The organism is Ralstonia sp. UBA689 (assembly GCF_002298975.1).
Taxonomy (GTDB): domain Bacteria; phylum Pseudomonadota; class Gammaproteobacteria; order Burkholderiales; family Burkholderiaceae; genus Ralstonia.
The window spans coordinates 40,564-62,232 of sequence record NZ_DBMV01000040.1; the positions used below are offsets into that span (position 1 = coordinate 40,564).

Annotated in this window: 19 protein-coding genes; 12 read left to right on the plus strand and 7 right to left on the minus strand. The window is 65.3% G+C overall.

Annotated elements, in window-relative coordinates:
- Positions 1–322 precede the first annotated feature (322 nt).
- The gene (locus tag B4F51_RS18775) at positions 323–2,056 is read left to right on the plus strand and encodes a putative bifunctional diguanylate cyclase/phosphodiesterase (RefSeq protein ID WP_296228141.1); all 1,734 of its coding nucleotides are present in this window, start codon (positions 323–325) and stop codon (positions 2,054–2,056) included.
- An 84-nt stretch (positions 2,057–2,140) separates the two neighbouring features.
- Here the strand turns inward: B4F51_RS18775 and B4F51_RS18780 are convergent, their stop codons facing one another.
- A complete protein-coding gene (locus B4F51_RS18780; RefSeq protein ID WP_349676310.1) occupies positions 2,141–2,776 on the minus strand; it encodes a response regulator transcription factor in 636 nt (211 codons plus the stop codon).
- Positions 2,777–3,172: 396 nt separating this feature from the next.
- On the opposite strand from B4F51_RS18780, the gene B4F51_RS18785 reads away from it, so the two are divergent.
- The 4 genes from B4F51_RS18785 (at position 3,173) to B4F51_RS18800 (ending at position 7,136) form a co-directional block, all read left to right on the plus strand.
- Complete coding sequence (locus tag B4F51_RS18785; protein ID WP_296227968.1) at positions 3,173–3,994, plus strand: flagellin; 822 nt, start codon at positions 3,173–3,175, stop codon at positions 3,992–3,994.
- Between the two features lie 207 nt (positions 3,995–4,201).
- Positions 4,202–6,247, plus strand: coding sequence for a flagellar filament capping protein FliD (fliD, locus tag B4F51_RS18790; protein WP_296227969.1), 2,046 nt, complete (start codon positions 4,202–4,204; stop codon positions 6,245–6,247).
- 52 nt (positions 6,248–6,299) lie between these two features.
- On the plus strand, positions 6,300–6,722 hold the full coding sequence (gene fliS / locus B4F51_RS18795) for a flagellar export chaperone FliS (RefSeq protein ID WP_296227970.1): 423 nt from the start codon (positions 6,300–6,302) through the stop codon (positions 6,720–6,722).
- A gap of 57 nt (positions 6,723–6,779) precedes the next feature.
- Positions 6,780–7,136, plus strand: coding sequence for a flagellar protein FliT (locus tag B4F51_RS18800; protein ID WP_296227971.1), 357 nt, complete (start codon positions 6,780–6,782; stop codon positions 7,134–7,136).
- A 45-nt stretch (positions 7,137–7,181) separates the two neighbouring features.
- Here B4F51_RS18800 and B4F51_RS18805 read toward each other — a convergent pair whose 3' ends face one another.
- The 5 genes from B4F51_RS18805 to fliE all read right to left on the minus strand — a co-directional run bounded on the left by B4F51_RS18805 (position 7,182) and on the right by fliE (position 12,101).
- A complete protein-coding gene (locus tag B4F51_RS18805) occupies positions 7,182–8,285 on the minus strand; it encodes a glycosyltransferase family 2 protein (protein ID WP_296227972.1) in 1,104 nt (367 codons plus the stop codon).
- A 75-nt stretch (positions 8,286–8,360) separates the two neighbouring features.
- Positions 8,361–8,804 carry a MarR family winged helix-turn-helix transcriptional regulator gene (locus B4F51_RS18810; RefSeq protein WP_296227974.1) on the minus strand — a complete coding sequence of 148 codons (444 nt, stop codon included), beginning with the start codon at positions 8,802–8,804 and terminating at the stop codon, positions 8,361–8,363.
- A gap of 387 nt (positions 8,805–9,191) precedes the next feature.
- Positions 9,192–10,535 (minus strand): glycosyltransferase, encoded by a 1,344-nt coding sequence (locus tag B4F51_RS18815; RefSeq protein ID WP_296227976.1) that lies wholly within the window; start codon positions 10,533–10,535, stop codon positions 9,192–9,194.
- A 28-nt stretch (positions 10,536–10,563) separates the two neighbouring features.
- Complete coding sequence (locus tag B4F51_RS18820) at positions 10,564–11,676, minus strand: glycosyltransferase (RefSeq protein WP_296227978.1); 1,113 nt, start codon at positions 11,674–11,676, stop codon at positions 10,564–10,566.
- Between the two features lie 80 nt (positions 11,677–11,756).
- Positions 11,757–12,101 (minus strand): flagellar hook-basal body complex protein FliE, encoded by a 345-nt coding sequence (fliE, locus tag B4F51_RS18825; RefSeq protein WP_296227980.1) that lies wholly within the window; start codon positions 12,099–12,101, stop codon positions 11,757–11,759.
- A gap of 258 nt (positions 12,102–12,359) precedes the next feature.
- Between fliE and fliF the strand changes: the two genes are divergently transcribed.
- From fliF to B4F51_RS18855, 6 genes are all read left to right on the plus strand, one after another.
- A complete protein-coding gene (gene fliF, locus B4F51_RS18830) occupies positions 12,360–14,186 on the plus strand; it encodes a flagellar basal-body MS-ring/collar protein FliF (protein ID WP_296227982.1) in 1,827 nt (608 codons plus the stop codon).
- A complete protein-coding gene (gene fliG, locus B4F51_RS18835) occupies positions 14,183–15,175 on the plus strand; it encodes a flagellar motor switch protein FliG (RefSeq protein ID WP_296227983.1) in 993 nt (330 codons plus the stop codon). The genes fliF and fliG overlap by 4 nt, the downstream gene beginning before the upstream one ends.
- A gap of 32 nt (positions 15,176–15,207) precedes the next feature.
- Entirely contained in the window at positions 15,208–15,954 is a 747-nt protein-coding gene (gene fliH / locus B4F51_RS18840) for a flagellar assembly protein FliH (RefSeq protein WP_296227984.1), read from the plus strand.
- On the plus strand, positions 15,944–17,383 hold the full coding sequence (fliI, locus tag B4F51_RS18845) for a flagellar protein export ATPase FliI (RefSeq protein ID WP_296227986.1): 1,440 nt from the start codon (positions 15,944–15,946) through the stop codon (positions 17,381–17,383). Before fliH ends, fliI begins: the two co-directional genes overlap by 11 nt.
- A gap of 108 nt (positions 17,384–17,491) precedes the next feature.
- Positions 17,492–17,962 carry a flagellar export protein FliJ gene (gene fliJ / locus B4F51_RS18850; protein ID WP_296227988.1) on the plus strand — a complete coding sequence of 157 codons (471 nt, stop codon included), beginning with the start codon at positions 17,492–17,494 and terminating at the stop codon, positions 17,960–17,962.
- 19 nt (positions 17,963–17,981) lie between these two features.
- Entirely contained in the window at positions 17,982–19,628 is a 1,647-nt protein-coding gene (locus tag B4F51_RS18855; protein WP_296227990.1) for a flagellar hook-length control protein FliK, read from the plus strand.
- A 341-nt stretch (positions 19,629–19,969) separates the two neighbouring features.
- Here B4F51_RS18855 and B4F51_RS18860 read toward each other — a convergent pair whose 3' ends face one another.
- The gene (locus tag B4F51_RS18860; RefSeq protein ID WP_296227991.1) at positions 19,970–20,947 is read right to left on the minus strand and encodes a DedA family protein/thiosulfate sulfurtransferase GlpE; all 978 of its coding nucleotides are present in this window, start codon (positions 20,945–20,947) and stop codon (positions 19,970–19,972) included.
- A gap of 153 nt (positions 20,948–21,100) precedes the next feature.
- Here B4F51_RS18860 and B4F51_RS18865 point away from each other — a divergent pair, with 153 nt between their 5' ends.
- A complete protein-coding gene (locus tag B4F51_RS18865; RefSeq protein ID WP_296227993.1) occupies positions 21,101–21,661 on the plus strand; it encodes a GNAT family N-acetyltransferase in 561 nt (186 codons plus the stop codon).
- Positions 21,662–21,669: the final 8 nt, after the last annotated feature.

The window sequence follows — 21,669 nt, forward strand, 5'->3', positions numbered from 1 at the left end:
GACGTACTAAGCACTATTTGGTGGGATAGCCGGCCGCCAAGCGCTTTCCCAAGCGCCTTGCCAGCCGGCCCCCTGCACAAAAGTGATGCCTGCCCGAAAGATTTGCCGGCGCGTGCCGTTGTAGTTGGCAGTCGCTGCTCGTTGGCACCGGACATGTTCGGCGCCCGTGCGTGAATGCGTTGCCTTGCCGGAAGCCGTCTTGAACTCCTTGCCCTTCTTTCCCCACGCTGCCATGGCGCCTGTCCAAGCCGACGGGCTGCCGGCCGATTGCCCGGCGCGTGGCGAGCAGCCAGGCTTCTGTCCGAAGCTGGACCTGCTCTCGATGGTCAACGCGCTCACCGAGGGCATCCTGGTGTGTGGCGCCGACCGCCGCGTCACCTACGCCAATCCGAGCGCCGCGCGGCTGCTGGGCTTGCCGGTGGCCGAGCTGGTCGGTCGCATGCTGCCCCAGGTGGTGCAGTCGGCCGTTGACGAATTCGAGACCACCATCCACGACACCGACTGGCCCGATCGCGACGTGATGCTTGAAGGCCAGCCGCAACTGAACCAGATTTTCGGGCTGCATTGCGTGGACGGCCGCACCGTATGGGTGTCCAGTAACTGGACGCCGCTGTACGCCGCGGGCGGCCACTCGATGACAACCGCGCCTTCCGAGTCCGCGGGCGTGCCGCCTTATTCGGTGCTGGTGTCGCTGGTCGACATCACGCAGATTCGCGAGGCACAGCAGCGCATCCGTCACTTGGCTACGCACGACACGCTCACCGGGCTGCTCAACCGCTCCGCGCTGGAAGACCGGCTGGAACATGCGCTGGCGCTGGCACGCCGCAACCAGACGCGCGTCTCGGTCATGTTCCTGGACCTGGACCGCTTCAAGAACGTCAACGACACGCTGGGCCACCAGTTCGGCGACATGCTGCTACGCGAGGTGGCCGCCCGGCTGCAGGCCTGCGCGCGCGAGGCTGACACTGTGGCCCGCCTGGGCGGCGACGAGTTCGTCGTCATGCTGGAAGCGCTCGATGGCCTGGGCACGCGCCGTGTGGCCGAGCGCATCCTGTCGGCCATCAGCGCGCCGTTTCACATCGAAGGACAGGAGCTGTACCTGGGGGTGTCGATCGGCATTGCCGTGGCGCCGCTCGACGGCGACGACCCCAACACCCTGCTGCGCAAGGCCGACGCCGCCATGTATCTGGCCAAGGAGTGCGGCCGCAACAATTACCAGACGTTCACCAGCGATCTGGACGATCGCGTCTCGCGGCGCTTTCGCATCGAATCCGGCCTGCGCCGCGCCCGCGACCGCAACGAGTTCTACGCCGACTACCAGCCGCGCGTGGATGTACGCAGCGGCCGCATCGTCGGCGTGGAGGCGCTCATCCGCTGGAATTCGGCCGATTTCGGCCGCATGATGCCCGGCCAGTTCATCCAGGATGCCGAAGAAACCGGCCTGATCGTCGAGATCGACCGCTGGATCCTGCGCGCCGCATGCGATCAGCTCGCGCGCTGGCGCCGCATCGGGCTGCCGCACTTGCGGATGTCGATCAACCTGTCGGGGCAGGCGTTCAGTTCGGGACAGTTGAGCGCCATGGTGCGCGGGGCGCTGTCCACCAGCGGCTTGCCCGGCAACGCGGTCGAGCTGGAGATGACCGAGGGCATCCTGATTCGCGACGATCCGTCCCTGCATGCGCTGCTCACCGAGCTGCGGGCGATGGGCGTGTCATTGGCGCTGGATGATTTCGGCACCGGGTTTTCGTCGCTGTCGTATCTGCACCGCTTCCCGATCGATACGCTCAAGATCGACCGCTCCTTCGTGCAGGACCTGCCGCACGTGGCCGAGCGTGCGGCAATCACCCGGGCCATCATCATGATGGCGCAGGCGATGGGCATGAAGACCGTGGCCGAAGGCGTGGAAACCGCGGGTCAGCTTGAATTCCTGCGCGAGGTGGGCTGTGACGAGTTCCAGGGCTACCTGCTCACGCGACCGCTGGAGCCGGCCGCCGTGCAGGACCTGGTGCGCGAGAACGCCCGCCGCTACGGCGAGCGCATCCCCCGGATTCTTTAGATCGGTTCTCCAGGGGCCCTGAAAAGCGTAGCGAATGGCCCGAGGTTGGTATCAGGTCGCGCAGTCGCTTTGTGGGCACTCTACCTATAGCTGCAGGCTGTTGTGGACCACGTAGACGGTCAGCTCGGCGTTGTTGCGCAGCTTCATCTTCGAGAGCACGCGGGCACGGTACACGCTGACCGTCTTGACGCTGATCTGCAGCGCCTCGGCAATCTCGCCCAGCGTGCGGCCGGAGCCGAGCATGCGCAGCGTCTGGAATTCGCGGTCGGAGAGGATGTCGTGGCGAGGCTTGTCCCAGTCGACGTTCAGGTTGTCGGCCAGCACTTCCACCATGTCGGAGGGCAGGTATTTCTTGCCCTTGGAGATGGCGTTGACGGCGGCAAGCAGTTGCGGCTGGCTGGCATCCATCGGCAGGTAGCCGGCGGCGCCGGCCTTGAGGGCGCGCACGGCAAGCAGCGCTTCGGGGTGGCGGCCCAGTGCCAGCACGGCCAGGCGCGCGTGTTGCTGGCGGACGGTCTTGATGGTCTGGAATTCGTCGCCGGTGGCCGACTCCACCGAGAGCAGCATGACGTCCCACTCGCGCTGGAGGAGCAGGTTGCTGTTGGCTTCGCGCAGGTCCGGCACGGCCTCGATCTGCCGGGCCAGGCGTGAATCCTTGATGATCTGGCGCAGGCCGGCACGGGCAATATCGTGCGGTTCGACAATCAGGACGTTGAGCATGGTGGGTGCTGCGGTCAAACGGGCTCGACTTGAGCTCTTCTAACCGCCGGCGGCTTGGGCCGGACGGCGGGCTTGCAACTCCCCATCTGTGCGGTGGCGCTCTATATATGGAGACTGGGCGCCTGAGAACGGATCGAACGAGTATAGCCGAGCGCCGGTTCGGCAAGAAGGCAGCCCAGCGCTTCTTTTGGAGGGGGCTGGAGAGGGTGCCCGGAAGCCCAAACCGCCCCTCGCGCACAAATTTGTCAAGGCGACCCTAAACTTTCTGCCGCGGCCACCGATAACCTGAGTACAACGCAGACCTGATCCCCTTCAAGTTGCAGGTCACGTTGCCCGGCATCGCCGGAACATGGAACTCATCGGGCAACAAAGCCATCGGGAAACTTAGGAGCCGTCATGTCCCTCAGCCTCAATACCAACATCTCGTCCCTGCAAACGCAGCAAGCACTGTCGCAATCGCAATCCGCTCTGCAAACGTCGCTGCAACGTCTGTCGACCGGCCTGCGCGTGAACAGCGCCAAGGACGATGCCGCTGCTTACGCTGTGTCCGTTAGCCTGACGACCACGCTGAACTCGCAAACGCAAGGTATCCAGAACGCCAACAACGCACAGTCGTACCTGCAAACGGCCGACTCGTACCTGGGCCAGGTTGAAAACAACCTGCAGCGTATGCGCCAACTGGCTGTGGAAGCCAACAACGGCGGTCTGTCGACCACCGACCAGGCCAACCTGGACAAGGAATACCAACAGCTGGCCACGGCCAACAAGAACATCGAGACGAACGCCAACTACAACGGCGCCAAGCTGTTCGACGGCTCGGTGACGTCCACGACGTTCCAGTACGGCCAAAGCGCGTCGACCGACGTGGCTACCGTCACTAACGCCAACCTGGCCAGCTTCGGCACGCTGTCGGGCACGGACGTGACCTCGACCGCCAACGCCACCGCCGCTCAGGGCAAGATCGACACCGACCTGGCCAGCCTGAAGGCCGCTCGTGCCAGCCTGGGTGCCCAGCAAAGCGGTCTGAGCTCGACCATCAACACGCTGACCTCGTCGAACACCGCTCTGTCGGCTGCCAAGTCCGCCATGATCGACACCGACTACGCGGCTGAAACGTCGAACATGACCCGTCAGAACATCCTGCAGCAAGCGGGTACGGCCATGCTGGCGCAAGCCAACTCGGCGCCGAACAGTATCCTGAACCTGCTGAAGGGTTAATCGGCAGTCTGATGCAGCCCCCGCCGCCTGGCGGTGGGGTGAGGGCCGGCGCTCCCATGGGGCGCCGGCCTTTTTCTTTTTCTTTTTCATTTGTCGGATACCCCACTTCTTCGGGGTGAAGCCGGGCTGACAGGTCCTAAAGAAGTCGCAGGCGTTGCCGTTGTGTAGAAGGACTTCCGCCGACGCAGACGTTCACCAGATCCGATCATGGCGACCACCACCACCTCTTCCACGAGCAGCAACTACGTTCCGCCGATCTCGATTCCCGGTATCGGGACGAGCATCGACGTCAACTCGCTGGTCTCCAGCCTGATGAGCGTGGAAAGCCAGCCGCTGGCCCAACTGCAGAATCAGCAGAGCTCGTACCAGACGCAGCTCTCGGCCGTGGGCACGCTCAAGAGTGCTCTGTCGACCTTCCAGACCACGCTGTCCAACCTGACCAGCGCGTCGGGCTACAGCGCCATGAAGGCAAGCGGCTACGACACGTCGGTGCTGAACGCGTCGGTCACCGGCTCGGCGCCGGCCGGCTCGTACGCCGTCAACGTTACGCAGCTTGCGCAGTCGCAGGTGCTGGCTGCGCAGGGGCAGACGTCCACCACCGCCGCCATCGGCAGCGGCACGTCGACCACGATTTCGTTCTCGTTCGGCTCGGTGTCGGGCGGCACGCTTTCCGGCGGCAAGTACACCGGCGCCACCTTCACGCAGAACGGCAGCCTGCCGGGCGGCACGATCACCATCAATTCGTCCAACAACACGCTGGCGGGCATTCGCGATGCGATCAACTCGGCCAACCTGGGCGTGTCGGCCAGCATCGTCAACGATGGCAGCGGCAATCCGTATCGCCTGGTGCTGACCTCCACGGCGGGCGGCGCCAATTCGGAGATGAGGATCTCGGTGTCGGGTGACTCGACGCTGCAATCGCTGCTCTCGCAAGACCCGGCTGGTACGCAGAACCTGACCGAGGTGACCACGGGCCAGAACGCCCTGGCCACCATCAACGGCATCGCCGTGCAGAGCCCGACCAACACGTTGTCCAACGTGGTCGACGGCACGTCGTTTACGCTGTCCAAGACGGGCAGCACCACCGTCACGGTGGCCAACGATCCGACCGCCACCACCAATGCCGTCAAAAATTTCGTCAACGGCTACAACGCGCTGCGCACGCAACTGAACGCGCTCACCAACATCGACACCAGCAACAAGGCCAACAACGGCCCGCTGGCCGGTGATGTCAGTACCAAGACCCTGATCAGCCAGATCACGGACGTGCTGGGCCAGGCCATCGGCAGCGGCACGTATCAGTCGCTGGGCAGTATTGGCGTGTCGATGAATTCCGACGGCACGCTGTCGGTCGACAACACCAAGCTGTCGGCCGCGATTGCCGCCTCGCCCAGTCAGGTGGCCGGGCTGTTTGCCGGCACCGGCATAGCGACCGATTCGCTGGTCAACGTGCCGACGTTCTCGGATTCCACGCAGTCCGGTAGCTATGCCGTCAACGTGACGCAACTGGCCACGCAGGGTTCGCTCACGGGTTCGGCCGCTGCCAATACGACCATCACGGCGGGTTCGAACGACACGCTGGCCTTCAACATCAGCGGCATCGCCGTCAACGTGACGGTGCCGGCCGGCAGCTATAGCGCGTCGGGGCTGGCCGCGCAGATCCAGAGCCAGATCAACGCATCGGCGAGCCTGCAGAGCGCCAAGATCACCGCGTCGGTGTCGGCCAATGCCAGCGGTGTGCTGAGCATCACCGACAGCCAGTTCGGTTCGATATCGGCGGTGTCGGTGTCGGGCAACGGCGCATCTTCGCTGATGGGCGCAAGCCCCACGGTGACGACCGGCCAGGACGTGCAGGGCACCATCAACGGCGTGGCCGCCACGGGCTCGGGCCAGAATCTGTATGGCGCCAGCGGCACGGCCGTCGATGGCCTGACCGTGCAGGTGACTGGCGGCGCGCTGGGCAGCCGCGGCACAGTGGCGGTGCAGCGCGGCTACGCCGCGCAGCTCAATACGGTGATGACCAACCTGCTGTCGACCAACGGCATGGTGCAGAGCGAGACGGACTCGATCAACAGCTCGCTCACCTCGCTCGCCAGCCAGATCAGCAACATGCAGACGCAGTTGAGCAAGAAGCAGGCGCTGTACTACACGCAGTTCAATGCGTTGTCTGCGGCGGTGGCCAGCATGACCAACACCAGCAGCTACCTGACCACGCAGCTCGCGGCCATCCAGAAACAGACCACGAGCGGCTAAGCAGATTCCGCGCACCATCCATAACAAGATCACATCAGCGAGGACCTTTCCCATGTACGCAGCACGCCGCGCCATCGGTGCCTACGCGCAAGTCGGCATTGAGACGTCCGTGGTTGACGCCAACCCGCACCAGCTGATCGCCATGCTCTTCGAGGGGGCACGCACCGCCCTGAACCTGGCGGGGGCAGCCGTCCAGCGCGGCGACGTGTTCGCCAAGCTGCGTGCAATCGACAAGGCCATGTCGATCATTGGCGAGGGCTTGCAGGCCAGCCTGGATCATCAGCGCGGCGGCGAGATTGCCTCGCAGCTCAACGGCCTGTACGACCACATGCTGCGCCGCCTGCTGGTGGCCAATGCCAACAACGATCTGGAAATCCTCGGCGAGGTGGATCGCTTGCTGGCGCCGCTGCAGGAAGCCTGGACCGCTATCGGCCAGCCCGGCGCAGCGAACAGCCACCTGAGTGTTGTGAGCTGACGCGGCTGGCCGCGCAGCGTACTTTTTTGAATGAATTCGGCCCAACCTGGAGCCAACATGCACCGCAACTTTGCGATCAAGGACAGCGACAGTCTGTTCATCTGCTATGAAGCCATCGCTCGTCTGACTGCCGAGATGGTCAGCGCAGCCGAAGTGGGCAACTGGGAAGTCGTCAGCACGCTCGAACGCGAAAGTGCTGCCTATGTGGACACGCTGCGCCGTTCCGAGCCGCATCCGCAACTGTCGCACGCTGACATCGAGCGCAAGCGCACGCTGCTCGTGCGCATTCTTGAAGACGACGCCCGCGTGCGCGCCATGGTGTATCCGCGCCTGGACCACCTGCAAAAGCGCATCGATACGGCACGCCGTGCTACCACGGCCAGCCACGCATACGGCAGCATGGCGCGCTTCTGACCCGCCGCTTCGTCCCACGTGGTGGGGCGGGGCTTTCGCCGTTTTCTAGCCGAGAGGTTGCGGGGTGTCCTGCAACTGCTTCGACAACGCCAGATAGTGCTCCGATTTGCCTGCGAGCACATTGGCCTGCATCTGATAGACGGTGGCAAGCTGCTGAGCGGCCAGGAAGCTGCCTCTTCCGATCACGCTGCCGTCCATGTCCGCTTTATCGCCGATCTCCAGGCAGCGGCGAAACGCCTGCTCCGCCAGCGGCAGCCATTGCACGGTGTCACCCTGGGCCTGCTCGGGGTATTTGACGGCGGCATCCAGCAACACCAGCCCAAGCGCGAAACACAGATCCGGAAAATCCGGCCACGCGCGGATGCTTGCGTCCGCGTGCGCCATGGCCTGCTCCAGCCGGTCGGATTTGCCCAGGCTGTACAGATAGCGCAGCGCGAGGTTCCTGCGGTAGGGGGCGTCATGCGGCGCAAGGCCGATTGCGCGCTCGTAGTAGTCAGCGGCCTTGGCGTAGTTCTCGTGATGCAGTTCGGTTTCCTTGCCCAACTGGAACAGCACGTACGGGTTGTCCGGCTGGTGTTTGAGCTCGTCGAGCAGGAGCTGGGTATTGCGCTCGCCCTTCTTCTGCATCTTGGCGGCGGTATAGCCGTCATGCCGGAGCGTGATGGGCAGCCGCACTGCCGGCAGCGACGATACCGGCTGTTCATGAATGCGCCCGACGTAGCGGACCCCACGCGGCAGCACCCGGGGGAGCCACGCAATCAGTTGGCTGACAGTTTCCGCGGTATCGGTATCGTTCCCAGTGTCGTTCTTCATGCGGAGCACGCCCAGCATCGGGTTGGCGCCGCCGAGCGTGCGCAGGTGTTCGCCGCCGGCTTCCAGCCATTCATCTGCATCCAGGACGAGGTTCCAGTCTGCGTTCGCGATGTCCAGCGCGGCATTCCGGGCGGCCGAGAAATCGTTCGACCAGGCCATGTGGTTGACGACCGCGCCGCACGCCTGGGCAATGGCCACCGTATCGTCGGTGGACCCCGTGTCGAGCACCACCATGCGGTCGACAAACGGTTTGACGCTGAGCAGGCAGCGCTCAATGCAGGCGGCCTCGTTGCGAGCGATGACGACCAGCGCCAGATCGGTTGGAGTGGGTTGCACGGAGTATCAGGAGAAATGGAGAATCAAATGGGGTGAGGCTGGCAGCAGCGCCGCGGGGCGGGCTGGGTCGGGCCGCTACTCCCGGTCGTCTGCTGCCGCGAGCGCGTCCAACAGCCTGCGCAGCACGTCGCGGGTGGTGCCGATCTCGCCGGGCTCCAGCGGGATCTTGCACGCCAGCGCCTCGGGCACCTTGGTGGCGCGCGCGCGCAGCGCCCGGCCGCTGTCCGACAGCTCGATGACCACGCGTCGCTGGTCGTCGCGGTCTCGTGTGCGGGTGAGCAAACCCTGTTCTTCCAGACGCTTGAGCAGCGGCGTCAACGTGCCCGTATCCAGATACAAGGTGCGGCCGAGGTCGCCCACGGCGCACGGCGTCTGCTGCCAGCAGGCAAGCATCACCAGGTATTGCGGATAGGTCAGCCCCAGCTCGTCGAGCAGTGGGCGGTACAGGCGCGTCAGCAGGTGGCCGGCGGCGTACAGAGGAAAGCAAAGTTGCTGATCAAGCGCCAGCACGTCGTTCACGGAAGACTCCCGGGGACGGTCCTGGCGCGTGCAGCGAGTGCCGCATCGGCCCGGGCGGGCGCCTTGCGCGTGACCGTGTTCAATGGGGCGTCCATATTGCCACGGACGGCCCGCGAATAGGGCGCCGCTACCGTACGCCGCAGCCACAAGCGGCTCGGCCGTCACCGCCGTCTGGCGTTGTTCGGCCATCACATGTGTCATATGCGGCACTGCATTTATGGAGTGGGCTGCTGCCGTAGCCGTTCGCCCTTCACCAGCCCCCTATCCGGCCGGTTGAGGCAGGTTGCCATTCATCTGTCCGGAGAGCGTCGTGGGCCAACGCGAGTGGGAAGGACGTGTGCTCGCATTTGAGCGCACGCCACGTGGCAGCAGGCATGGACTCCATTCCTATGGGCATTTGCTGGCCAGCACGAATAGCGAGATCGCATTGAAGAACCAGATCCCGTCGATATTCCAGGGCGTGTACTTCTTGATCGTGTTTGAGAGCGTGTACGGCGTGTACCAGCAGTTGTGGTCGGGGTGCACGACCTCGACAAAGGTCTGCGTGTCGCTCAGGTAGTCGAAATGCCGGGCGTGACACTGGAAGGCGTCCGGTACGGTGATCACATACGAATGCGTGTTCAGCGAGTCGAGCTGCTTGAGGAAGCCAGCCACGTCGGGTACGTGCTCCATGACTTCCGGGGCCAGTACGATGTCGTATTGGTCCTGGATGTCTTCAAAGCGCGAGAACAGCCGGCCGCGCGTGTAGGGCTTCAGGGCGTCGAGCGCCTCCGCATGGATGTCGAAGCCATCGAGCTTGGCGCACACCGGTTCCAGCGCCAGATGCAACGAGGTCTTCGGGTCGGTGATCGGCCAGTCGGCGCAGCCGATATGCAGCACGCGCTTGCCTTCGCACAGCCGCCTGAATACGTCGACGCGGCTGATGCTCATCACGTCGGTGCTGACCGGTACGCGTTGCACGAAGTACGGGTCGTGAACGGCCTCAAGTTTGGAGCGCGACGGGGCAGCGGGGGCAGGGGCGGTCTGGGCCGCTTGTGCTGCCGCTGGCACCGGTGCGGTGGCCTGTATGGGTTCCACTGGCTGGCCGTTGGCGTCGAACTGCTGCTGGTGCAGGCTGTCGTAGTTGCGCTTGGTGCTGGCCCACATCTGGTTGGCATACACCGGGCCGGGGCCGTCGTACTTCACGCCCGAGAAATGCTCGGGGATGAAAAAGTGGCTCGGCAGGATGCGCAGCGGGTGGTACTGGTAGCGTCGGTATGACTCCGTCAGGCGCAGCGGCCCGACTGTCTTCCAGGCCATGTCGTGCACCACTGAGGGCTCGTTGTGGATGTCCACCATGATTTGCTGCACGAACGGGTTACCCGGCTTGCAGCCGAAGTACCCGGCGGCAATCAGGCCTGGGCGAGCAATCTCGCTTTCCCAGCAGGCAAAGGCCTCGCAGTCAAGCAGAGCGTCATCCAGCGGGCGCAGGCAGATGCTGTCAGCATCGAGCACGATGCCGCCCTCCTTATAGAGGATTTCCCACCGCATCATGTCGGCCACGCCGTTGAATTCGCGATCGAGCATGGCGTCCATGTGGCGCGCGTTGAGCCACTTGTGTTCGGCCAGTGTGGCGTTGCCCCAGATCTTGATCTGGTAGTCCGGGTTCAGCTTGGCCCAGGTCTGGATGCAGTTGTCCGGACGTTTGGTCTCGTCGCCCACCCAGATGAAGTGCAGTGTCTTGGGGATCATGCGCGTCTCGAATCGGTTCGATGCTCGGTCATGCGGCCACCTGCGCGGCCACGGATGCGACGTTTTCCTGCATCTGCCGGGCGAGGTTGGAGTATTGGTTGGCCTTGAGGGCCAGCGTGTCGGCCTGGGCGCGGTAGGTCAGCGCCAGATACTTGGCCGCGGCAAAGCTGCCGCGCCCGAAGACGGCGGCGTCCAGCTTGGGCTGCTCGCCAATCTCCAGGCATTTCAGGAAGGCGCTCTCGGCCATCGGCAGCCACTGAGTCTCGGCCTGGGCGGGGTTTTTCGCCGCCGCTTCGAACATCAGGTGGCCGAGCATGTAGAAGTAGTCCGGCGATCCCGCCCACTCGTCCATCCACTCGCCGGCCAGGGTGATCGCCAGGTCCAGTTGCCCGGATTTGCTCAGGCACGCCAGCAGGCAGATGCACAGGTCATGCCGATAGGGCGCCTGCTTGGGGGCCGTCGTCAGGGCGCGCTGGTAATGGGCTGCGGCCTGGGCGGGGTCCTTCTGGTTGATCTCGAAATCCTTGCCGAGCTGATAGAGCACATACGGATCGTCCGGATGCTCGGCCAGCTCCTGCTGCAGCAGGGCGTGGTTGCGCCCGCGCTTCTTGTCGAGCTTGGCGTTCATGTAGCCATCGTGGCCGAGCACCAGCGGCAGGCGGACCCGCTGCAGGTTGGCCGCCGGCTGTTCGTGGATGCGCCCTTTGTAGCGCACGCCGCGCGGCAGCAGGCGCGCAATCCAGCTGTTGGAGTGCTCCACGTGGCCCGAGATGTCGTATTCGCTGCGGATGCACACCACGCCCAGCAGTGGGCCGAAGGTGCAGGCGTTGCGCAGTTCCTCGGTGCCGCTTTCGATCCACTCGTCGGCATCCAGGACGAGGTTCCAGTCCGCATTGGCCACAGCCAGCGCGGCATTGCGGGCGGCCGAGAAGTCGTCGATCCACTTGAAATGGTGGACCTGGGCACCGCATGCCTTGGCAATCGCGACGGTGTCGTCGGTGGAGCCGGTGTCGAGCACGATCATGCGGTCGACATGCGGCTTGGCGCTCAGCAGGCAGCGCTCGATGCTGGCGGCTTCATCGCGGGCGATGACGACCAGCGCAATGACGGGCTTGGCGCGCTGTTTTGCGTGTTTGGACATGCTGACTCTCTAAGGCGACCGCCGGCTTTTCTGATGACGCAGGCACCAGGCGGGAACGGAGCAACCGTGAATATGTGACGTCAGATCGACATACTCATGATGCTTTGGTACGCCGAGACGAGCTTGTTGCGCACCTGCACGGCGGTCTGGAGGTCGATGTTGGCTTTTTGCAGCGAGAGCATCACGTCATGCAGGTCCACGTCGCTGTTGCCCATTTCGAAACTGCGCGAGACGGATTCGGCCTTCTGTTGCGAGGCGTCGACCTTGTCCAGCGAAGACTTGAGCACCGAGCTGAAGTCAACGCTGACCTTGGCGTCGGTCCCGCCCGCCGAGTTGACGCCGGCGCCGATGCCGCTGACCTGGCTCGATGGCGCCAGCACGCTGTTCATCAGCGACACCACCGAATTGGCGTTCGTAATATCCATGTGACAAGAGCTCCACTTTTGCTTTGTGGCGCGGCTGGCCGGCTTTCTGTTGGGAAAGGGGGCCGGTCTGGCGCCACGGTGATGCAAAGGTAGCAGCCGGCCCGCCGTCCCCATGCGCCCAAATGAGCGGGAAAAGGCCCTCTTCTTGCCGAATTGCTTGGCGTACCCCTGCCGATAATGCCAACACGGAGCTTTGCCTGTTTTTGGGGTTGGATTGCTCCCGTCATGTTGTCAGCGCAGTCAGTCAGGAGATTTTGGATGCCAACGACAGCCGATTCGGTTGCTGTCGCCGACACGCTCGGTACGGTCGATATGCCGGCGGTGGGCCAGGGCGCGATGGTGCGCCAGAACGCGGGTGCCTCGGGTGCATTGGGTGCCCTGGGCCCGCTCGGCCGTCTGTCGCCGCGTCTGCTCATGATGATCGGCGGGGCCGCCCTGGTGGCCGCGATTGCCGCTGCGATGCTGTGGAGCCGCGCCCCTGACTACCGCGTCCTGTTCAGCAACGTGAGCGATACCGATGGCGGCGCCATCATCGCCGCCCTGCAGCAGATGAACGTGCCATACCGGTTTGCCAACGGCGGCACCGCCATCATGGTGCCCGAGGCCAACGTGCACGAGACGCGCCTGAAGCTGGCCGCGCAGGGGCTGCCCAAGGGCGGCCTGGCCGGCTTCGAGCTGATGGAAAACCAGAAATTCGGCACCAGCCAGTTTGCCGAGCAGGTCAACTACCAGCGCGCCCTGGAGGGCGAGCTGGCCCGCACCATCCAAGCCATGCAGGAGGTGCAGTCCGCCCGCGTGCACCTGGCGCTGTCCAAGCCGTCCGTCTTTGTGCGCGAGCAGGCCAAGCCCAGCGCTTCGGTGCTGCTGACGCTGTATCCGGGACGCATGCTCGATCGCTCGCAGGTGCAGGCCATCGGCCACCTCGTCTCCAGCAGCGTGCCGAACCTGCCGCTGGCCAACGTGACGGTGGTCGACCAGGCGGGCCGCTTGCTGTCGTCTTCGTTCCAGGACAACGCCTCGGGCCTGGACCCGACGCAGCTGAATTACGTGCGCGAGATCGAGCAGGGCTACATCAAGCGCATCGAAGCCATCCTTGGCCCCGTGGTGGGCGAAGACAACGTGCGCGCGCAGGTGACGGCCGACGTCGACCTGGACAGCACCGAACAGATGGCCGAGACGTATCGTCCGAACCAGGATCCGCAGACGGCCGCCGTGCGCAGCACGCACACCGCTGAATCGACGCAGAACAAGGCCGACGCCCAGGGCGGCGTGCCTGGCGCGCTGTCCAACCAGCCGCCGACCGCGCCGCGCATGCTGCCAACCGCGCCGGCTCCGGCTTCGCAACCGGCCGCCACCGGCCCGAACGGCCAGCCGCAGCAACCGGCCGCCGCAGCCAACACCAATACCGCGGCGTCCAGTGGCGCCTCGTCGAGCAACCGCGACACCACCACCAATTACGAAGTCGACAAGACCGTGCGCCGTACCCGCGCCGCCGTTGGCACCGTGCGCCGCCTGTCGGTGGCCGTGGTGGTCAACTACCGCGCCGAGGGCAAGACCTGGAAACCGCTGTCCGAAGCCGACATGACCAAGCTCAACGCGCTGGTCAAGGACGCCGTGGGTTTTGACGCCAAGCGCGGCGACTCCGTGAACGTGGTCAACAGCCAGTTCTCGGGCACGCTGCCTACGCCTAAGGACGACCTGCCGCTGTGGAAGCAGCCGGAGATGGTCCAGTACGGCATCCAGGCCGCCAAGTACGGCGCGCTCGCCATCGGCTTCCTGATCCTGGTATTTGCGGTGATCCGCCCGCTGATCCGCTCGCTGAACAAGAAGGACGAACCGGCCACGGCCACTTTCGTCGGCCGCGAAGGCGAAGACCCGAACGCGCCGATCATCACCGGCGCCGCGGCTTCGGCCGGTCCGGAGTTGGAAGGCCCGTCAGCCGCCGACAGCGGCGAGATTCCGGACGACCTGCCGCAGCTCAAGAACAACGACTTCGAGAAGAAGCTCGAAACCATGCGCCGCATCGCGCAGCAGAACCCGCGCGCCGTCGCTGCCGTCATCAAGCAATGGGTGAATAACGAATGAGCGCAGAAGGTCTCCAACGCAGCGCCATCCTCTTGATGTCGCTGGGTGAAAACGAAGCCGCCGAGGTGCTAAAGCACCTGGGCCCGCGCGAAGTGCAGAAGCTGGGCGCCACCATGGCCGCACTAAAGAACGTCTCGCGCGAACGCGTGCTCGATTCGTTCGACGCCTTCTTCGTGGAAGCCGAAGACTTGCCGCTGGACATCGACTCCAACGAGTACATTCGCACCGTCTTCCGCAAGGCGCTGGGCGATGACCGCGCCGCCAACATCATCGATCGCATCCTCTCGGGCGGCGACACAAGCGGCATCGAAGGCCTCAAGTGGATGGATGCTTCGTCGGTGGCGGAACTGATCCGCAACGAGCACCCGCAGATCATCGCCACCATCCTGGTGCATCTGGATCGCGACCAGGCTTCGGAAATACTGACCTATTTCTCCGAGCGTCTGCGCAACGACACCATTTTGCGCATCGCCACGCTCGACGGCATCCAGCCCAGCGCACTGCGCGAGCTGAACGACGTGCTGACCAAGCTGCTGCAGGGCAACGACCATCGCAAGAAGAACGCCATGGGCGGCGTGCTCACGGCGGCGGAAATCCTCAACCTGGTGCCGAGCGCGGTGGAGTCCGCCGTCATCGAGGGCGTGCGCTCGCGCGACCCGGAACTGGCCGATGCCATCGTCGAGAAGATGTTCGTCTTCGACAACCTGATCGATCTGGATGGCCGCAGCCTGCAGACGCTGCTGCGCGAGGTTGGCCAGGAAATCCTCGTGGTGGCGCTCAAGGGCGCCAAGCAGGAATTTCGCGACAAGGTGTTCGCCAACATGTCGCAGCGTGCCGGCACGATGCTCAAGGAAGAGCTGGAAGTGCTGGGCCCGGTCAAGGTGTCGGAAGTCGAAACGCAGCAGAAGGAAATCCTGATGATCGCGCGCCGCCTGGCCGACGAGGGCGAGATCACCATCGGCCGCAAGGCGGAGGACGCTTATGTCTGATCGCGTGCGCCTGTCCGTGATGGAGCGCTGAGATGCCGCGCCCGCCGATCATCCCGCGCGACACGCTGGTCGACTACCAGCGGTGGGAGCCGACCGATTTCGTGCGCGAGGCCGAGCTGGCCGCCGCCGCCGAGGCGGCGCCGCCACCGCCGCCGCCGCCGGTCGAGCCAGAAGAGCCGCCGATTTCCGAAGAGGAATGGCAGGCCGCGCTGGATGCGGAACTGGCCACCGCCCGCGACGAAGGCCGCCGCGACGGCTTTGCCCAGGGCTTTCAGGATGGCTTCGAACAAGGCCGCCGCCAGGGTGAGGAAGATTCCAAGCAGATCGCTGCGCTCATGCAATCCGTGCGCGAGGCGATCGACCAATTGAACGGCAGCGTTGCCGAAGAACTCGTCGACCTGGCGTTGCAACTGGCGCAGCAGTTCTTGCACGGCGCGCTGCATGCGCAGCCCGAACGCATCCTGCCGCTCGTGCGCGAGGTGCTGGGCGATGCGCCCACCGCGCCGGCACCCGCCATGCTGCGTGTGCACGCCGATGATGCCGAGCTGATCCGCCAGATGCTCGGCGCCGAGCTCGCCGCAGCCGGCTGGACTGTCGTCGTCGATGCCGCCATCGAGCGCGGCGGCTGCCGTGTACAAACCCGCTTTGGCGAAACCGACGCCACGCTGCAGACCCGCTGGGCCGAACTGACCCGCGCGCTGGGGCGCGATACCGCCTGGGTCGCCAGCGAGCGCTCGGAAGCCGAGCGCGTGGCCGGAGGGGCGCTCCATGTCGCTTGAAACCGTGCAGCCTGCTGGTCAGACCGCCGCCAACAACCCCAATGTGCGGGTGTGGCAGGCGCGCCTGCGCCAGACCGCGCAGCGCGCCCGCCTGGCGCGCCCCGTGGTGACGTGCGGCAAGCTCACGCGCGTGGCAGGGCTGGTCATGGAGGCGGTGGGCCTGAAGCTGCCCGTCGGCAGCGCCTGCCGTGTGGAACTGCCGCATGGCCGCCACGTGCTGGCCGAGGTGGTGGGCTTTGCCGAAGAGCGCGCCTTCCTGATGCCGCAGACCGATCTGGTGGGCGTGGTGCCGGGTGCGCGCGTGTTTCCGCTGGAGCCGCAGCGTCTGCCGGATGACGCCGCCGATCCAACCATCTCGCACAGCAAGTTCCTGCCCGTGGGCCCGCGCCTGCTGGGCCGCGTGGTCGATGCCAACGGCGAGCCGCTCGACGGCAAGGGGCCGCTCGGCACGCACGAAGAACTGGCCTGGGGCACGCTGAGCCCGCCACCGCTGAACCCGCTCAAGCGCAAACCGATCGAGCACGTGCTCGACGTGGGCGTACGTGCCATCAATGGTTTGCTGACGGTCGGCCAGGGCCAGCGCCTGGGCCTGTTTGCAGGCTCCGGCGTCGGCAAGAGCGTGCTGCTGGGCATGATGGCCCGCTATACGCAGGCCGACGTGGTGGTGGTGGGCCTGATCGGCGAGCGCGGCCGCGAAGTGAAGGAATTCGTCGACGAGATCCTCGGCGAGGAAGGGCTCGCGCGCTCCGCCGTGGTGGCCGCGCCGGCTGACAATTCGCCGCTGATGCGCCTGCAGGGTGCTGCCTACGCGCACACCATTGCGGAGTATTTCCGCGATCGTGGCTGCAACGTGCTGCTGATTGTCGATTCGCTCACCCGCTATGCGATGGCGCAGCGCGAGATCGCCCTGGCCATCGGCGAGCCGCCGGCCACCAAGGGCTATCCGCCCTCGGCATTTGCCAAGCTGCCGGCGCTGGTGGAGCGTGCCGGCAACGGCATGGTCGATGCCAGTGGCCGTGGCGGCTCCATCACCGCGTTCTACACCGTGCTGGCCGAAGGCGATGACCAGCAAGACCCGATTGCCGATGCCGCGCGCGCGATCCTGGATGGCCACTTCGTGCTTTCGCGCAAGCTGGCCGAGCAGGGTCACTACCCGGCCATCGACATCGAGCAGTCGATCAGCCGCGTGATGTCGGCCATCGTGCCGCGGGAGCATCTGGATGCAGCGCGCCGCTTCAAGCAGCTCTACGCCCGCTACCAGCGCAACCGAGACCTGATTGCCGTGGGCGCCTACGCACGCGGCAGCGATCCGATGACCGACCAGGCCATCGCCCGCTACCCCGACATGGAAGCGTTTCTGCAGCAGGGCATGTTCGAGAACGAAAGCCGTGAGCACACGCTGGAGAAGATGCTTGGGGTGCTCACGTGAAGTGCTCGCTTGACAGTGTGAAGCCGCAAGCGTTGTGCAGGCCGGAGGCTAAAGCCGCTGTGTTTGCGACCGATTGGTTGATGTAACGGGAAGCTGGAGGGTCTACCGATGACCACCATGAACAAGCCGTTCCGCCTCGAAACCGTGCTGGAACTGGCCCAGAAGGACACTGAAAGAGCCACGCAGGAAGTCGGCCGCCTGATGAACACGCGCGAGGCCGCTACGCAAAAACTGGCCTTGTTGTCGGACTACCGCAACAACTACCACCAGCAGATGCTGGCCACGGCCAATGCCGAAGGCGGCATCGACGCCACGCGCCTGCGCAACTACGCTGCCTTCATCGACCGCCTGGGCACCGCCGTGCATCAGCAGAAAGGCACCATCAGCGCACTGGAAAACCAGCTCGAAGCGAGCCGCGCCAACTGGCTGGAGAAGCAGCGTCGCGAACAATCGTTCGACATCCTGCGCCAGCGTCATATCGAAGAGCAGCGCCAGGACCAGGAACGCCACGCCCAGCGCGAGAATGACGAGCACGCCGCCAAGCTGATCCGCATGCGTGCGGCGCAGGGCGGTCGCTAACACGCAAGACGGAGTCAACGTGGCTTTGAGTGCTACTCCCAACACCGCAGCGCAAGACCTGAGCGGCATGCTGTCGGCCGGCAACAATGCCGCCGCCGACAAGACGCAGGGCGCGTCGTTATCCGGCGCCGATACCTTTGGCAACCTGCTGTCGGACCGTATGGCGCAGGATGCCGCGCGCCGCCGCGCCGATGCGCAGTCCGCCGCCGATGATGCCGCCAGCCGCGGTGCAGACATCGCGCGCAAGGATGCCGCGCGCGCCAACGCCGCGCGCAATGGGCAGGACGTCAAATCTGCCGCGAATCCGACCGCCCAGGCTACGACAACGCCGGCCGCTACTACGCAGGACGCTGTCAGTGCCAAGCCGGCACAGTCGACCAATGCCAAGGATCTCGATGCCGCCGCAGCGCAGGCTGTGATCGACCCCGCGGCCCAGTTGGCCGCCCAGATCGAGGCAGCGCGCCAGGCCGCGCAGCAGGCAGCTCAGCAACTTGCCCAGCAGACTGCTGTCGCCACATCGGCGACAGCGCTGCCTGCCGCGCAGCCGGCTGTCAGTCAGTCGAATACCAATACCGCTGCGGCACAGCCTGCACGGGCCACGCAGGGCACCGGCAATTCGACCGCAACGGATGCCGCCGCACTGGCCGCGCTGAATGCGGCCGCCAATGGCACGCCAAGCGCTGCGAATCCGGCGGATCCCACCGCTGTGGCTCAGGGCGAGCAGGCCGCACTGCAAGCCGCCAAGGCTGCCCAGAAGACCGCCAAGACTGCGGGTGCGGCCAACACCGGCAACACGCCAACGCTGCCCGCTACGGCGCTGCCAGACGGCAATGCACTCGCCCAGACCCTGGCCCGTACGCGCGCGGTGGCCGACAACACGCCACCCGCAGCGCGCCAGTTGGGCAGCGTGTCGTCGGCACAGAATGCCAACGGCGAGCACAGCCAGCCCAAGCGTGCCGACTCGAACACGCACAGCAACGTCACGCAAACCGCCCCAGCGGCTGTGGCTGATGCCACCAGCCACGCGGGCAGTGGCGGCAACACCGGCACGCAAGCCGATGCACAGGGCAACGGCACCCAATTCCAGGGCATCCTGGCCCGCGCCAATGGCGACGCCAGCGCGGCCGCCCCGACCTTCGCCGTCGGCACCGCCGGCGCGACCGGCGCCACGGCCGGTGCCACGATCACGCCAGCTCAAGTCCACACGCTGCCGACCTTCGGTGATGCCGCATGGCCGCACAGCATGGCCAGCCAGCTCGCCTTCATGCAGGTGCACCGCCAGTCGTCGGCTGAACTGCAGTTGAACCCGGCCGAACTGGGCGGGCTGAACGTCAAGTTGGAAGTGGACAATGGCGCCGTCAACGCCAGCTTTGTCTGTCAGCATCAGGCGGTGGCCGAGCTCGTGCAAGACGCCATGCCGCGCCTGCGTGATGCCATGCAGCAAGGCGGCATGCAGCTTGCGCAAACCTCGGTCAGCACCGGCGATTTCAGCCAGCAGCAAGGCGCTTCGCAGGGCTCGTCGACGCAGGGCAACGGTTCGGGCCATGGCGGCGGTGGCAGTGGCAGCCGTTTTGGCGGCAGCGCGCAAGGTGGAGCCGATACCGGCACGGTGGCCGTGACGTCGCGTGCGTCCAGCCACGTTGGCGTGATCGACACGTTTGCCTGAGGTGCTTGCCTAAAGTTTTGCTAAAGCCAGCCGTTAGTGCTCTGGAGTGCCATGCAAATGGCAGGCCGCAAGGCGACGAAAGTAGAAAGAAGGACGGGAAATAACGACGCGAACCTGCCCGATGTATCCGTGGCGGTGGCTTCGCGATGAATAACAAGGGGGTCAAGTCCGACCGGCGAAGACGGGATCAAACGGGGATCACTTCGCCACATTCGCCTTCGGGCGAATGCACACGGACCGATGCGGCGTGTCCGAGCCGGGGGGCTGGCGCACCGCATGTTTGCCGTACTTACGGGAGAGCGCACCGAGAGGTGCGCTTTTTGTTTTTGTGGTGCCCGAAATCAGGCGCGCGCCTCGGCGGTGGCCAGCGTGTCCGTTGACACCGGCACCACGTGCTCCACGTCATAGCCGCGCTCAAGCCACGCATCGATGCCGCCATGCAGCGGGCGCACGCGCTTGAAGCCGTGGCCCATCAGCTTGCGCGCGACCATCACGGCCGAGGCTTCGTTGGGGCAGGCGCAGTAAATGACGATCTCGCGGTCCGGGCCGTCGATCTCGATAGGGTTGTTCCGGCTCGACATGTCGTACAGCATCGCCCCCGGGATGCGTTGCGGCTGCAGTTGCCGCGAACTGTCGGCGCGTACGTCGATGATGACCGGTGCCGAGCCCGATTCGATCAAGTCGTGCAGCTCGTCGGGCGAAATACGCGCCATCTCCAGCATCTTGCGAAAACGCCAGCGTTGCAGCCAGCGCCCCGCCACGTAGAGTGCCGCCAGCAGCGCGATCAGCAGGATCGCCTGCATGCCGAGGCGGTCGAGCAGTCGCAGGGCCTGGTCGATGCTGTTGTGCGCCACGCGCCCGAGCATCAGCCAGATCAACGCCCAGAGCGCAGAGCCCCCCAGGTTGTACAGCACGAACGTACTGAACGACGTGCGCATGGTGCCCAGCAGCGCGGAAGACACCGTCGACAGCCCCGGGATGAACTTCGAGATCAACAGCAGCGGCGCGCCCCAGCGCTCGAACTGCGTGCGCGTGCGCCGCACGCATGAGTCGGGCGACAGCGACACCCGGCACAGCAGCGCCATCACGTGCCGGCCGTAACGCTTGCCGGCCAGATACCACAGCCCGTCGCCGAGCAGCGCACCTGTGATGGCGGCCGGCAACAGCTCCATGAATAACAGGGGTCCGTTCAGGGTGAGGGCACCACCTACCAGCAGCGTCGGTACCGCCGGCAGCGGCGCACCGGCTTGCGTGAGCAGTACGTTCAGGAACACGGCAAACGCACCGTATTCGGAGAGCAGGGGAAACAGGTCGTGCATGGAGACGGGGGGCAGGGCGGCAGGCCAGATGGGCCTGCCAAGTTACCGCATTCCGGCGCTGTCCGATAGCCATATCAGCGTGGTGTGCTGGGTGACGTGCCGGTCATGTGAAATTGGCGTGACAATGAAGTTTTCGCGCACGCGCCTGCTGCCATGTCTGCCGCTTCCTCTAACTCCGCCGCCGTTTCCCATTCCCGCCCCGCATCAGCGGCCGATGCCGTCAGCATCCGTCCGGCCGCGCTCGCTGACTTGCCGGCCATCGTCGCCATCTACACGGAGCATGTCCGCTTCGGTTCCGCCAGCTTCGAGGTCGAACCGCCCGATCTGGCCGAAATGACGCGCCGCTTCCGGGCCTTGCAGGACGCGGGCATGCCCTACGTGGTGGCCGAGGCCGACGGCAAGCTGCTTGGCTACGCTTATGCCGGCCCGCATCGTGCGCGACCCGCGTATCGCCATACGGTGGAAGACTCGATCTACCTCGACGCCGCCGCGCAGGGGCGGGGTGTGGGTACGTTATTGCTGCAGACGCTGATCGCCGAGTGCACGGCACGCGGATTCAAGCAGATGGTGGCGGTGGTCGGCGGCGGACATGAAAACCCGGGCTCTGCCAAGCTGCATGCGCGCTGCGGGTTCCGCGAGGTGGGCGTGCTGGAGAAGGTGGGCTACAAGTTTGGGCGGTGGCTGGATTGTTTGCTGATGCAGCGGGAGCTTTAGGCGTTGGT

Coding starts and splice junctions, on each gene's coding strand:
- B4F51_RS18775 (WP_296228141.1), top strand. CDS start 323: ATGGTCAACGCGCTCACCGAGGGCATCCTGGTGTGTGGCGCCGACCGC.
- B4F51_RS18780 (WP_349676310.1), bottom strand. CDS start 2,776: ATGCTCAACGTCCTGATTGTCGAACCGCACGATATTGCCCGTGCCGGC.
- B4F51_RS18785 (WP_296227968.1), top strand. CDS start 3,173: ATGTCCCTCAGCCTCAATACCAACATCTCGTCCCTGCAAACGCAGCAA.
- fliD (WP_296227969.1), top strand. CDS start 4,202: ATGGCGACCACCACCACCTCTTCCACGAGCAGCAACTACGTTCCGCCG.
- fliS (WP_296227970.1), top strand. CDS start 6,300: ATGTACGCAGCACGCCGCGCCATCGGTGCCTACGCGCAAGTCGGCATT.
- B4F51_RS18800 (WP_296227971.1), top strand. CDS start 6,780: ATGCACCGCAACTTTGCGATCAAGGACAGCGACAGTCTGTTCATCTGC.
- B4F51_RS18815 (WP_296227976.1), bottom strand. CDS start 10,535: ATGATCCCCAAGACACTGCACTTCATCTGGGTGGGCGACGAGACCAAA.
- B4F51_RS18820 (WP_296227978.1), bottom strand. CDS start 11,676: ATGTCCAAACACGCAAAACAGCGCGCCAAGCCCGTCATTGCGCTGGTC.
- fliE (WP_296227980.1), bottom strand. CDS start 12,101: ATGGATATTACGAACGCCAATTCGGTGGTGTCGCTGATGAACAGCGTG.
- fliF (WP_296227982.1), top strand. CDS start 12,360: ATGCCAACGACAGCCGATTCGGTTGCTGTCGCCGACACGCTCGGTACG.
- fliG (WP_296227983.1), top strand. CDS start 14,183: ATGAGCGCAGAAGGTCTCCAACGCAGCGCCATCCTCTTGATGTCGCTG.
- fliH (WP_296227984.1), top strand. CDS start 15,208: ATGCCGCGCCCGCCGATCATCCCGCGCGACACGCTGGTCGACTACCAG.
- fliI (WP_296227986.1), top strand. CDS start 15,944: ATGTCGCTTGAAACCGTGCAGCCTGCTGGTCAGACCGCCGCCAACAAC.
- fliJ (WP_296227988.1), top strand. CDS start 17,492: ATGACCACCATGAACAAGCCGTTCCGCCTCGAAACCGTGCTGGAACTG.
- B4F51_RS18860 (WP_296227991.1), bottom strand. CDS start 20,947: ATGCACGACCTGTTTCCCCTGCTCTCCGAATACGGTGCGTTTGCCGTG.
- B4F51_RS18865 (WP_296227993.1), top strand. CDS start 21,101: ATGTCTGCCGCTTCCTCTAACTCCGCCGCCGTTTCCCATTCCCGCCCC.